General features: G+C 61.7%; 12 protein-coding genes. 4 read left to right on the top strand and 8 right to left on the bottom strand.

Annotated features, from left to right (window positions below; all coding sequences use genetic code 11):
- Positions 1–84: 84 nt before the first annotated feature.
- Positions 85–759, bottom strand: coding sequence for a hypothetical protein (locus tag R8L07_17690; GenBank protein ID MDW3207374.1), 675 nt, complete (start codon positions 757–759; stop codon positions 85–87).
- A 138-nt stretch (positions 760–897) separates the two neighbouring features.
- On the opposite strand from R8L07_17690, the gene R8L07_17685 reads away from it, so the two are divergent.
- Positions 898–1,563 (top strand): class I SAM-dependent methyltransferase, encoded by a 666-nt coding sequence (locus tag R8L07_17685; protein ID MDW3207373.1) that lies wholly within the window; start codon positions 898–900, stop codon positions 1,561–1,563.
- Here the strand turns inward: R8L07_17685 and R8L07_17680 are convergent, their stop codons facing one another.
- Both R8L07_17680 and R8L07_17675 read right to left on the bottom strand, forming a co-directional pair.
- The gene (locus R8L07_17680) at positions 1,564–2,037 is read right to left on the bottom strand and encodes a DUF192 domain-containing protein (protein ID MDW3207372.1); all 474 of its coding nucleotides are present in this window, start codon (positions 2,035–2,037) and stop codon (positions 1,564–1,566) included. It lies immediately after the preceding gene.
- 44 nt (positions 2,038–2,081) lie between these two features.
- Positions 2,082–3,209 (bottom strand): acetoin utilization protein AcuC, encoded by a 1,128-nt coding sequence (locus tag R8L07_17675; GenBank protein MDW3207371.1) that lies wholly within the window; start codon positions 3,207–3,209, stop codon positions 2,082–2,084.
- 137 nt (positions 3,210–3,346) lie between these two features.
- On the opposite strand from R8L07_17675, the gene R8L07_17670 reads away from it, so the two are divergent.
- Together R8L07_17670 and trmFO are read left to right on the top strand one after the other, a co-directional pair.
- Positions 3,347–4,009, top strand: coding sequence for a peroxiredoxin (locus R8L07_17670; protein MDW3207370.1), 663 nt, complete (start codon positions 3,347–3,349; stop codon positions 4,007–4,009).
- A 135-nt stretch (positions 4,010–4,144) separates the two neighbouring features.
- The gene (gene trmFO / locus R8L07_17665; GenBank protein MDW3207369.1) at positions 4,145–5,530 is read left to right on the top strand and encodes a methylenetetrahydrofolate--tRNA-(uracil(54)-C(5))-methyltransferase (FADH(2)-oxidizing) TrmFO; all 1,386 of its coding nucleotides are present in this window, start codon (positions 4,145–4,147) and stop codon (positions 5,528–5,530) included.
- A gap of 2 nt (positions 5,531–5,532) precedes the next feature.
- Here trmFO and R8L07_17660 read toward each other — a convergent pair whose 3' ends face one another.
- Positions 5,533–6,396, bottom strand: a complete 864-nt coding sequence (locus R8L07_17660; GenBank protein MDW3207368.1) for a squalene/phytoene synthase family protein — start codon at positions 6,394–6,396, stop codon at positions 5,533–5,535.
- Entirely contained in the window at positions 6,393–7,334 is a 942-nt protein-coding gene (locus tag R8L07_17655; GenBank protein MDW3207367.1) for a squalene/phytoene synthase family protein, read from the bottom strand. Before R8L07_17655 ends, R8L07_17660 begins: the two co-directional genes overlap by 4 nt.
- Positions 7,335–7,470: 136 nt before the next feature.
- On the opposite strand from R8L07_17655, the gene R8L07_17650 reads away from it, so the two are divergent.
- A complete protein-coding gene (locus R8L07_17650; protein MDW3207366.1) occupies positions 7,471–9,021 on the top strand; it encodes a PAS domain-containing sensor histidine kinase in 1,551 nt (516 codons plus the stop codon).
- Here the strand turns inward: R8L07_17650 and R8L07_17645 are convergent.
- The 3 genes from R8L07_17645 to secD are packed head-to-tail and all read right to left on the bottom strand — an operon-like array spanning position 9,018 to position 11,976.
- Positions 9,018–9,392, bottom strand: a complete 375-nt coding sequence (locus R8L07_17645; GenBank protein MDW3207365.1) for an Mth938-like domain-containing protein — start codon at positions 9,390–9,392, stop codon at positions 9,018–9,020. The genes R8L07_17650 and R8L07_17645 overlap by 4 nt on opposite strands.
- Before the next feature lie 43 nt (positions 9,393–9,435).
- A complete protein-coding gene (gene secF, locus R8L07_17640; protein ID MDW3207364.1) occupies positions 9,436–10,362 on the bottom strand; it encodes a protein translocase subunit SecF in 927 nt (308 codons plus the stop codon).
- A 3-nt stretch (positions 10,363–10,365) separates the two neighbouring features.
- A complete protein-coding gene (gene secD / locus R8L07_17635; protein MDW3207363.1) occupies positions 10,366–11,976 on the bottom strand; it encodes a protein translocase subunit SecD in 1,611 nt (536 codons plus the stop codon).
- Between the last annotated feature and the right edge of the window lie 6 nt (positions 11,977–11,982).

Below are 11,982 nucleotides of genomic sequence, written 5' to 3'. Positions count from 1 at the left end.
CCCATGACGGGTCGGCATTGCGATGGATCAAATCGGGGAACCAAATTCGGGATGGAAGGTAGACGTCCCTCCCCGTCCTTGAGATCAGGTCATGACTTCGAAGGAAGCCTGTGCGTCCGACTGAAGCTTGTTGACGATTTCCTGGCTGGACGGGCTGGGCGATATCAAGTCGCCGATACCCTCACACGTGTAGCCGAGCCGGACGATGTCGCGCGCATAGATGATATCCGTCCGCTCGCGCCCTTCACGTTCGTCCCTCAGGACATATCGACGGATGTAGAGATCGGTGGACAGCGGATGGCCGAGTCGGAACAGCGATTCGACAATCGGCAGCAGTTCCGGCGGCACAGGGTCCTTGGTGAGGTCCAGGCAATAACTCTGCGCCGTATAGCTGGTCCTTGACAGTTTCACCAACTGGCCAGGCGCTTCCTTGTATTCCTCGGCACGGGTCAGCAGTTGAATGCCGACGAACTGCTCGGGATTCTCGGCCGTCCGTTCCTCATACCACCAGAGGGTCCCGTCGTAGATGCCGGGGGCTTCGGTCTCGAACCCCTTGTCCCAGGCTTCGACAAACTCATAGGAAATATTGATACGCTCGGCGACCGGCAGCGTTACGGCCAAGTCATTCTGAAGATCGAAGGTGTTTCCGCCGATCTTAGGCACATATTCAGACTCGCGCGGGTTGATTTTGAACTCGCACCCGGCAACAGCCAGACCACCGGCCATCACCAATGCCAAAACCGCTTTCCCGTGTCGCATCTTCCCTGCCGTCCTATGTCGAGTACCACAATATGTCGAGACCGTATGCCGATTTGCCCACAGCCGCTAGCGGATTTGCCGCGCGGATGCGACAATCACATCCGGCACAAACAGCCCAAGACTTGCGAAAGGCCATTCATGTCCCGAAAAACCTTAAATCTCGATTCGTCCCTCTATGACTACCTGATTTCCAATTCCCTGCGCGAAACGCCGCTGCAGGCACGCCTGCGGGAGGAAACCGCGGCGCTGGGCGGTCCGGCGGGCATGCAGGTATCGCCGGAACAAGGGCAGTTCCTGGCCCTGCTGGCAGCACTGATCGGGGCGCGACGCGTGGTCGAAGTCGGCACCTTTACCGGCTACAGCGCATTGAGTGTCGCCTCAGCCCTGCCCGCCGACGGGCGCATGACCTGTTGCGATGTGAGCGAGGAATGGACCGACATCGCACAGCGCTACTGGTCCGAGGCCGGTGTCGCCGGCAAGATCGAATTGCGCCTGGCACCGGCACTGGAAACGTTGAAAGCCCTGGTGGCGGAGGAAGGCGTCGACAAGGTGGACATGGCCTTCATCGATGCGGACAAGGAAAACTACGATTCCTACTACGAGACCTGCCTGACTCTCGTCCGTCCGGGCGGGCTGATCGCCATCGACAATGTATTGTGGGGCGGTTCCGTTGCCGACCCTGAAAACACTGAGCCATCGACGGTGGCGATCCGGACCCTGAATGCAAAACTGAAGGGCGACAGCCGCATCGATCTGTCCCTGGTCCCGATCGGGGACGGCCTGATGCTGTGCCGGAAGCGTTAGTCAGTCGTTCTGGAAAATCTCATGGCGGACGGTGTCGCCCGGCGCAATTCCAAGCCGCTCAACCGTCCCGCCTGCCAGTTCGAGAACGCCCCGGACCCGCCCCTTGGAGGAGACTGCCTCCAGGGAATGCGGGATCGTTCTTTCGCGGATATTGACGATCGTCCCGTCGGCCCGAATGAACAGCATGTCCAGCGGGATCAGCGTGTTCTTCATCCACATGCTGACCCGGCGCGGACGTCCGTAGTCGAACAGCATCCCCTTGTCGCGATCCAGCGACTGCCGAAACATCAATCCCTGACTGCGTTCATTCGGCTTCGAAGCGATCTCGACCGTGAATTCGTGCACGGAACCGTCCGCGGTCTCGACGGCCAGGGGCGCGGTCGGCAGGTTCATTTCCGGTGCGGACTGGGCCTGTGCCGGACCAGCCAGCCCAAGCACCACCAGAATGGCGAGAAGGATCGTGCGCGTCTTCATGGTTAGGCACATAGCGTGAAAGCCGTTCCGAATAAAGTCCGGCCTTAGGCTAATCTCGCGGCGCGGCGTACCACATCGCGGACCTCTTCCCGGACCGGACCGGAATTCGGCGGGTCGGCCAGCGTCTCGAACCAGCGAGTCGGTGCCTCACGGGCCCGGCTGTGGCGCCATTCAATCGCCTCCAGCACCGCGCAGGCATCCGGCGGCAGGTGATCGGGAACGGAATGACCGTCAATCATCGCCCAGACGCCCGCCCAGGCGCGCGCCACGGCAAAGGGATTGTACCCACCGCCGCCCAGAACGATGCACCGAGGTGCCGTCCGCAACAGCAGGTCTACGGCCCGCCAGTAAACCGTGTTCGACAGCGACAGCCTGGACATCGGATCATCCTGCAGCCCGTCCACGCCGCCCTGGACCATGATGGCGGCGGGCCCCACTGCGTCCACCTTGGGCAGAATCGCGGTTTCCAGTACGAAGAGAAACTCATCATCATTGAAATCCGGCGGCATCGGCAGATTGGTGACCGTCGGCCCCAGACCATGATCCAGAATGCCGGTGCGCGGCCAACGGTCTGCCTCATGAACGGAAATCGTCGTAACGCGCGGGTCTCCGGCAAAGGCCGCTTCCACGCCGTCGCCGTGATGGGCGTCCAGATCGACATAGACGACCGGCTCGATCCCCAAATCCAGCAACCGAAGAATGCCGAGCACCGGATCATTCAGGAAGCAGAACCCGCTTGCCCGGTCCCGTCGTCCGTGATGGGTGCCGCCGGCGGGGCTGTAGACCGTTCCACCCCCTGCGACCAGCTCTGCCGCCAGGATTGAAGAACCCGCCGCCGTCGCGGGCCGCCGGAAGACTTCACTATAGATCGGGTTGCCGTTGCGGCCGATATTCCAGCGATCCCGCTCCTCCTCGCTCAACCCCTCCCGTTCGGCCCGCTGAAGCGCAGCAACATAGTCCGGCGCATGAAACCGGATGAGTTGCTCCGGCGTCGCTACCGGTCCGTCCACATAGCGCGCCTCATCCAACCATCCGAGCGCCCGGATCAGGTCCACGGCCAGGGAGACACGCGGTATCGATAACGGGTGTTTCGCACCATAGCGCGATTTGCGGTATATTTCGGATGCGATCAGTCGCGGCGCCTTCACCATGGCTGCAAAGCTAACGCGCACGAAGCGCCGGTCAACGGTATCTGCGTACTTGCAATTGGGGGATGCGTCGTTAACTAGGGTAGCGTGTGGGTCAAACGAAACGTCGCCTGGGGACGCCGTCCCGGATCATGGCGCAACGACAGTGAGGGGTATTCCTGATGACACTTACGATCGGTTCAGTGGCACCGAATTTCCGCGCCAACACCACCCAGGGCGAGATCGATTTCCACGAATGGATCGGCGATTCCTGGTGCATCCTGTTCTCGCACCCGAAGGATTTCACGCCGGTCTGCACCACCGAGCTCGGCTACATGGCCCGGCTCGAGCCGGAATTCGCAAAGCGCAATGTGAAGATCATCGGCCTGTCCGTCGATCCCGTTGACCAGCATTCGAAATGGGCCGACGACATTGAGGAAACCCAAGGTTTCCGCCCGAACTATCCGATGATCGGCGACACCGACCTTGGCGTGTCCAAGCTTTACAACATGCTGCCCGTCGCAACCGAAGGCACGTCCGACGGCCGCACGGCAATGGACAACAAGACCGTCCGCAATGTCTTCGTGATCGGACCGGACAAGACGGTCCGCCTGATCCTGGTCTATCCGATGACCACAGGCCGGAATTTCGACGAAATCCTGCGCGTCGTGGATTCGATGCAGCTGACGGCGGAGCACCAGGTCGCGACGCCGGTCAACTGGAAGAAGGGTGACGATGTCATTATCGTTCCCGCGGTTTCCGACGAAGATGCCGAAAAGAAGTACCCGCAGGGCTTCCGCAAGTTGAAGCCGTATCTGCGCTATGTGAACGACCCGACGCAGTAACACGCCGGACAATCGACCGGTTTTCAGCGCCCGGCCGCCCCACGCGGCCGGGCGTTCCGTTTGAGGTACGGGTTGAACGGCGCTGCGCCCAAGATTAAGAAACGGGGAGAAACGGCATTTCGAACGGATTGAGACATGAGCAATACGAACGGGCGCGTCCTGGTCATCGGCGGCGGACTTGCGGGCAGCGAAGCCACATGGCAGATCGCCCAGCGTGGGATTCCGGTCACCCTGTGCGAAATGCGCCCGATTCGCGGAACCGATGCGCATCAGACGGACGGGTTCGCGGAACTGGTCTGTTCCAATTCGTTTCGGTCGGACGACCCTACCGGAAACGCAGTCGGGCTTCTTCACGAGGAAATGCGCCGTGCCGGATCCCTGATCCTGGCCATGGGCGATCGTGCAAAGGTCCCTGCCGGCGGGGCGCTGGCCGTGGATCGGGATGAGTTCTCACGCCTCGTGACCCAGGCGTTGGAAGGTCATCCGAATGTGACCATCGAACGCGGTGAGATCACGGATCTGCCCGCACCAGAGGAATGGGACAGCGTGATCGCGGCCACCGGCCCGCTGACCTCTGCCAAGCTGACCCAGTCCATTCTGTCGACGACCGACGAAGCCCAACTGGCATTTTTCGATGCCATCGCGCCGATCGTTCATCGCGACAGCATCGATTTCGACAAGGCCTGGTTCCAGTCACGCTACGACAAATCGACCGATGGCGGCGACGGCAAGGATTACATCAATTGCCCGATGACCGAGTCGGAATACGAAGCCTTCATCGACGCCCTGATTGCCGGCGACAAGACCGAATTCAAGGAGTGGGAGAAGGACACGCCCTATTTTGAAGGCTGCCTGCCGATCGAGGTCATGGCCGAACGCGGGCGAGAAACGCTACGCTTCGGGCCGATGAAGCCTGTCGGCCTGACGGACCCGCGGACCGACAGCCGCCCGCATGCCGTCGTTCAACTGCGCCAGGACAACAAGCTGGGCACGCTCTACAATATGGTCGGGTTCCAGACCAAGTTGAAATACGGGGCCCAGACCGAAATTTTCCGCATGATCCCGGGTTTGGAGAAGGCAGAGTTTGCGCGCCTTGGCGGTATTCATCGCAACACTTTCCTGAACAGCCCCCGACTGCTGGACACCGTGCTGCGCCTGAAGGCCCGGCCCAATGTGCGCTTCGCCGGTCAGGTAACCGGGGTCGAAGGCTATATCGAATCCGCTGCGATCGGGCTGCTTGCCGGGCGGTTCGCGGCGGAGGAGAAGCTGGGAACCGAGCCTTCCAGACCGCCGGAGACCACGGCCCTGGGCGCCCTGCTGGCCCATATCACAGGCGGCGCAGAGGCCGAGACCTTCCAGCCGATGAATGTCAATTTCGGACTGTTCCCGCCGCTGCCCGGAGACGAGACGAAGAAGACGCGCAAACGCGGTCGAGATCGCAAGGCCGCCATCTCCGCACGCGCGCTCGAAGATCTGGCGAAATGGGTGGGGTCCGTCGACGGGCTGAAGGCCGCGGAATAGATTCAGGACAAGCGCCCGAACATGGTTACCCCGGCCAGGGCGACCGCACGACGCGCCTGTCCCATCGCATTAATTTTCGGGCTGAATGGATTGAAATCATTGCGCTCCAGACGGGACGCATAGACTGCCGCCAGACGGGCCTGTGCCAGGGCCGGTCTGAGGTGGCGCGGGTGTCGAGTGGCGGCGACCGTTCCCAATTCGTCTCGCGCGTACTCGACAAGCCTGGCGACCCAGTCTCGCACCGGCTCCCCCATTTCAGCCCGCTCAATGGCGGAATCAAGATTCGGCGCGGCCTTCAGGACGGAGGCCGGCACAGTCCTTCGTCCCATGCGGCGATGGGGGTGCAGTCCGCGCGCCAACCCGATCCAGGCCCAGGCCCGCCCGGCGGCACGGCCGGCGGCCAGCCCCTGCGCCGTGGGTTCCTTGGCGGATACGCAATGTACGGCCATCTCCCCGATGCTGCCGCCGCTGGCATCGACATAGGCCTTCAGGGCCGCCTCATTCGCCGGCGGCAATTCGTCGAGATCGGCCGACCGGATGTCGATCGCCTGCAACAGCAGATCCTGCGGCAGGCCCGTTGCTGCCAGGGTGACCGCCAACGGATGAACCACCTGATGGCGGCGCGGCGTGCCGGCGACACATTCGGCGACGGCATCCCGCCACCACTGCAGGCGAATCTCGCCCAGCATGGCTTCCCGAACTGTTTCACGCAGTTTCGACACCTCCAGATTGAAGGCGTAGAGGCTGACGAGATAGGCCCGCGCCGGCATCGGGGCCAGCATGGCGGTGGCGAACCGGTCGGGATCCCCGTCCCGGACCAGGCGCGCACAATATTCCAGGTCATCGTCGTTGAACGTGAGAGTCACGGCAAAGCCAGTCCCAACTGACTCGCCAGCGTCGCCCGCAAGGTCGCAATCAACGGTTCGCGGTTTCTCAGCGGCGACGGATCACTCTTCAGGCTGTCATGGAGACGCTCATAGATCGACAGCAGGGCGTTCAGTATGCGCCCCTCCACCGGAGCCAGGGAGGGTATGAGACTGTCTGCCATGGCGCGCGCGGCGACCCGCCGACGCTCTGCGCGCGCGGACAGATCGCCCAGCAGCGCCGTGGCCCGTTCGGGCGCCGTTGACAGTGCCTCGCGGTTCGTCCCGTGTTCGGCGAAACAGACCTCCGGGATCGTCACCAATTGACCGCCCCGCGCCGCATCTTTGGCGAAATCCCGCATGATGTGGACCAGATAGCAGAACACGGCCATGTCACGAGCCTGATCGGTCAGCGCGGTTGCCGAAAGCCCTGCCCGCAATCCCTCCCCGTCTTCCGGGTGGGCCTGCAGGACATAGAGGAATACGATAGCAGGGGCGACAGTGGCCCCATCGCAATACCGTGCAAAATCATCCCAGGTCTCAAGGGTTCCTTCCGCAACATCGAAGGCCATGGCCTCCGCCAGCCTGTGCCACGGAAAGTCCGGCAGATCCGTGGAACGTGCCGCCTGTCGCAGGGCGGCCATGACCTGGGTATCGCGCGCCGACAGCCCGTCCACGGCCGCTCCACCCGCGATGCTGCCGACGGCGGCGTCCCGCCAGAGATCAATGTGTCGTTGTGCGGAATCTCTTCGGGCCGCCCGCTCATCCGGACCGGCGGTCAGAAAGTCGTCATCCACAAAGTCGTCGATAATCCGCATGCTGGCATAGGCAGCTTCAAAAAGTCGCCGTTTGCGGGGCATCAGCGCCTGCCCGACGAACCAGAGATTCGACGCGCTGTCGCGGGTTATGCGTGCGGCCAACTGCTGCGGATCAATCGTCATGGCGGGCTCCGGACTCATGGCGGCAATGAACGCGATAAGCTTACAATTGGCAAGGTTGCGGTTTGCGGATACTACTGTGTCGCCGCCCGACCTCGGGCGGCAAACGGTTGGGGGACCGTTCGGGGGATTGAGGGTCATGGACAAGCGCCAGGAACTGGAAGACTCGACCGTTTCGCGCGATCCGCCTGCATATCGCAATCTGCGCCATATGATCGATCTGGCCGGTGTCGGCCTGTTCGAGACCTCGACGACCGGCGAATATCGTTTCGTCAACCTCTCCCTGGTACAGATGTTCGGCTATGAATCCGCCGTGCAGATGCTGACCGAAGGACGGACATCCGAGAGCTTCTACCACGATCCGATGGATCGGGACCGCTTTGTACGGCGGATTGCCAAGTCCGGCACAGTGCGCGGCTTCGTAAGCCGGGCCACCCGACGGGATGGATCCCTGTTCTGGATCAGCGAGAACGCCTCGGAACTTCGCGACGATCAGGGCGCGCTGATCGGGTATGTCGGCTCGATCACCGATGTCACGGAACTGCTGGAAACACAGGCCAAGCTCTCGGAAACCGAGGCCGATTATCAGCGCATGTTCGAACGCGCCAGCGAAGGAATCTATCGCTCCTCACTGGAGGGGAAGCTGCTTCGCGCCAATCGAGCGCTGTATCAACTCAACGGGTATGAAACCGAAGAGGAAAATCTGCGCGGTATCCAGGATATCGGCCGGGAATGGTATGTCGAACCGAGCCGGCGGGCGGAGTTCAAGCGCCTTCTCGACCAGCACGGTTCGATCAGAAACTTTGAATCCGAAGTCTATCGACACAATACCCGGGAAAGGATCTGGGTCTCAGAAAACGCGCAACTGGTCTGCGACGATGACGGTATCCCCATGTTCTATGAGGGAACCGTCCAGGAGATCACGGCCCGAAAGCATGCCGAACAGGAACTTCACAAGGCCAAGGACGCGGCAGAATCCGCAAACCGGGCAAAATCACGCTTTCTGGCCAATATGAGCCATGAGTTGCGTACGCCTTTGAACAGCATCATCGGGTTCACGGAACTGATCCAGATGGAGCCGCATGGCCCACTGGGGGCGCCGTCCTATTTCGACTATCTGGGCGACGTCCGAAAGAGCGCGGTGATGTTGCTGCAATTGATCGACGATATTCTGGACATCGCGAAGCTGGATGCCGGAAAGCTGGACATCGCAAGGGCCCCGATGGATCTGGCGGAAATCGTACAGGACACGGTGGCCATCCTGGCCCCGAAAGCAGGCAAGGCCACCCTGTCCCTGACCACGCAGATTGCCAAGGATATGCCGCCGCTCATCGGTGATGCCAGACGCATTCGCCAGGTGCTGATCAATCTGGTCTCGAACTCGGTCAAGTACACCGATCCGGGAGGGGAAGTGTCGATTTCGGCCCGCCGAGAGCGCCCGTGGATCGTGATTCAGGTCCGCGACACCGGGGTCGGTATTCCCGAGCAGGATCTGGCGCGCGTCTTCGTCCCGTTTGAGCAGTCACGCTATGCTGTTGGAAAGGCCAAGGACGGTACCGGCCTGGGCCTGCCGCTGGCGCGGGAACTGGTGAACCAGCACGGCGGAACGATCGATCTGGAAAGCAGGGTCGATGTCGGCACGACGGTGACCGTCAAGCTTCCGGATATAGCCGATACCTTTGAAGGCTAGACTGCGATCAGCGCCGCCGCCGCGCGACGCCCCTCAACCATCAGGACATTGAAGGTCCGGCAGGCCGCCCCCGTATCCATGATATCCATGGAAATCCCGGCAGCGCGGATTTCCTTGCGCAGAGTGGACGGTATCAGTTCCATCCGGGCGCCGGTTCCGAGCAACAGGATATCGAGGGGCGGTTCCGCCTGCCGGATCGCGTCGAGCGATTCAAGCGTGAGGTCTGCCGCCTTCTCGACCGACCATTCGAGAACTTTCCCAGGCAGGACGATACGTGAACCGGAAAAGGCTTGCCCACGGACCTGGAACCGACCGGGCCCGTAGGAATCGATCATCATGCGGCTTTCGGGAACCGCGGGGGTAATGTCCATCGCTGCGTCTCCCTTTCGTCGGACGTGCGGGACCGGACGGTCCTCAGGCCGTCTGCGCGTCGTCGGTGCCCACCTCTTCGCCGCGATGCGGTTCCAGCGTCAGCAACAGCGGCACCGCCACCAGAATGGATGAATAGGTGCCGACAACAACCCCCCAGATCAGCGCGATTGAGAAATCACGAATGACGTCACCACCGAAGAAGGCCAGCGCCGTCAGCGCAATCAGGGTGGTTACCGAGGTCATCAAGGTTCTGGACAGGGTCTGGTTGATGGCCAGGTTGGTCAGCGATTCGAACGGCATGGTCTTGTACTTCCGGATGTTCTCGCGCACCCGGTCAAAAACAACGACCGTATCGTTGATCGAATAGCCCGCAATGGTCAGCACTGCCGCCACCGTTGCCAGATTGAATTCCAGCTGTAGGAGCGCAAACAGGCCAACCGTCGCGATCACATCGTGGACCAGCGCAATAATGGCGCAAACGCTGAACTGCCATTCGAACCGGAACCAGATGTAGATCAGGATCGCCCCGATAGCGAAACAGATGGCATAGATTGCCGCCTCCTGTAGTTCGCTACCGACCGTCGGCCCGACCACTTCGACACGGCGATACTCGATCACCATGTCATCGATGGCCTGCTTCGCCGCCGCAAGGGCAGCCTGCTGTGCATCATCGTCTCCCGGCTGACGCTGGATGCGGATCAGCAGATCGTCGACGGCCCCGAATTCCTGGATCTGGACATCGCCGAGTCCGAGATCGGACATGGCGTCGCGGAACTCCTCTACCCCCATGCCCTGTTCGGTCTTTACCTCGATCATCGTGCCGCCCAGGAAGTCGATTCCCAGATTCAGCCCGCGTGAGGCGAACAGCGCAATGGACCCGGCAACCAGCAGCAGAGAGAAGGCAAAGGCAATCTTGCGTCGGCCGATGAAATTGACGTTCACGTCTTCGGGAAGCAGTCGCAACAACATGGTTCAGGCCTCCCCGGCCTTGGCGCGCGGCGCGATCGGAAGTTCCGACAGGCGCTTTGCGCGTACATGGGTAACAACGAAGAACCGCGTAACCATGATCGCGGTGAACATGGACGTCACCAGACCGATGGCCAGCGTGATGGCAAACCCACGGATCGGACCGGCCCCGAAGGCAAACAGCAGGACCGCCGCGATCAGCGTCGTCAAGTTCGCGTCGATGATGGTGGTCAGGGCACGCTTGTACCCCGCCTCCACCGCATTCATGACCGTTCGGCCCAGCCCGGCCTCTTCCCGGATGCGCTCGAAGATCAAGACATTCGCATCAACCGCCATACCCACGGTCAGCACGATCCCGGCAATCCCCGGCAGGGTCAGCGTCGCCCCCAGGGCGGACAGGATGCCGATGATCATGGTCAGGTTCAAAATCAGCGCGATATTGGCATAGACGCCGAACCGGCCATAGCTGAGCGTCATGTAAATGATGACGAGGACCAGACCGACGATGGAGGCCAGACTGCCGGCATCGATGGAATCCTGACCAAGCCCCGGACCGACGGTGCGCTCCTCGACCGGATCCATCTTGGCCGGCAGAGCGCCGGCACGCAGCAGCAGCGACAGTTCCTGGGCGCCCTGAAGATTGAAGCCGCCCTGAATGATCCCGCTCCCCCCCAGAATCGCGGTGTTGATCCGCGGGGCGCTGATGACCTCATCATCCAGCACGATGGCGAGGTATCCGCCGACATTCTCCTGCGTCACACGGCCGAAACGCTGACCGCCTGCCGCATCGAATGTGAAGGAAACAACCGGCTGGCCTTCCTGGAAGGTAGCCTGCGCGTTGTCCAGATTTTCGCCCGAAACATAGGCCTGCTTGGTCACCAGATACATCTGCGCCGGGCTGCCATCCACGGTCTTCTGCTGCGATGGCACCAGCATGTAGCCGGGTGGCGCACGTCCGGTCTGCGCGGCCGACGCCATCCGTTCCAGATCGGCGAGATGGAAGGTCAGCTTGGCCTGGGCATTCAGGATCGACTTCAGCTCTTCGGTGTCCGACAGGCCAGGCACCTGGATCAGAATTCGGTCCTGCCCCTGCCGCTGGATCGTCGGCTCGGTCAGCCCCAGGGCGTTGACGCGGCGGGTCACGACCTCGAGAGACTGGGACATCGTCCGCTGATTGATGATCTGCGCTTCCGATTCCGGCAAGGTCAGGCGGAACTGCTTCTCGCCGACCAGGGCCACCTCATAGGTCGGCGCGTTTTCCGAAATGACTTCACGGGCCGCATCCACATCAGCCGCATCCCGCAACCCGAAGGAAATCGAGAGATTTTCCCGGTTCTGCGTGAAGTTGGTCGTCCGGATGCGCGCTTCACGGAAGCCGAGCCGAAGCGATTCCTCGGTCGATTCCATGCTCTCCCACAGAACCGACTCCGTCTGGACTTCGACCAGGATATGGGCACCGCCCTTCAGATCCAGCCCAAGGCTCATCGGCTTGCCGGGCGCCCAGGTCGGATACCCGTCGAATTGCCACGGTCCGGTTACATTGGGCGCGGCATAGACGATGCCCAACAGGGCCAGAATTGCGATCAGAGCCTTCTTCCAGGCGGGAAACTGCAACATGCGGAA

Source organism: Alphaproteobacteria bacterium, from assembly GCA_033344895.1.
Taxonomy (GTDB): Bacteria; Pseudomonadota; Alphaproteobacteria; order UBA8366; family Aestuariispiraceae; genus Pacificispira.
This window is presented reverse-complemented; position numbering and strand designations above follow the sequence as displayed.

Excerpts from the sequence above, each read along its gene's own strand:
- R8L07_17690 (MDW3207374.1), bottom strand. The coding sequence starts at position 759 with ATGCGACACGGGAAAGCGGTTTTGGCATTGGTGATGGCCGGTGGTCTG.
- R8L07_17685 (MDW3207373.1), top strand. The coding sequence starts at position 898 with ATGTCCCGAAAAACCTTAAATCTCGATTCGTCCCTCTATGACTACCTG.
- R8L07_17680 (MDW3207372.1), bottom strand. The coding sequence starts at position 2,037 with ATGAAGACGCGCACGATCCTTCTCGCCATTCTGGTGGTGCTTGGGCTG.
- R8L07_17670 (MDW3207370.1), top strand. The coding sequence starts at position 3,347 with ATGACACTTACGATCGGTTCAGTGGCACCGAATTTCCGCGCCAACACC.
- trmFO (MDW3207369.1), top strand. The coding sequence starts at position 4,145 with ATGAGCAATACGAACGGGCGCGTCCTGGTCATCGGCGGCGGACTTGCG.
- R8L07_17655 (MDW3207367.1), bottom strand. The coding sequence starts at position 7,334 with ATGACGATTGATCCGCAGCAGTTGGCCGCACGCATAACCCGCGACAGC.
- R8L07_17650 (MDW3207366.1), top strand. The coding sequence starts at position 7,471 with ATGGACAAGCGCCAGGAACTGGAAGACTCGACCGTTTCGCGCGATCCG.
- R8L07_17645 (MDW3207365.1), bottom strand. The coding sequence starts at position 9,392 with ATGGACATTACCCCCGCGGTTCCCGAAAGCCGCATGATGATCGATTCC.
- secF (MDW3207364.1), bottom strand. The coding sequence starts at position 10,362 with ATGTTGTTGCGACTGCTTCCCGAAGACGTGAACGTCAATTTCATCGGC.
- secD (MDW3207363.1), bottom strand. The coding sequence starts at position 11,976 with ATGTTGCAGTTTCCCGCCTGGAAGAAGGCTCTGATCGCAATTCTGGCC.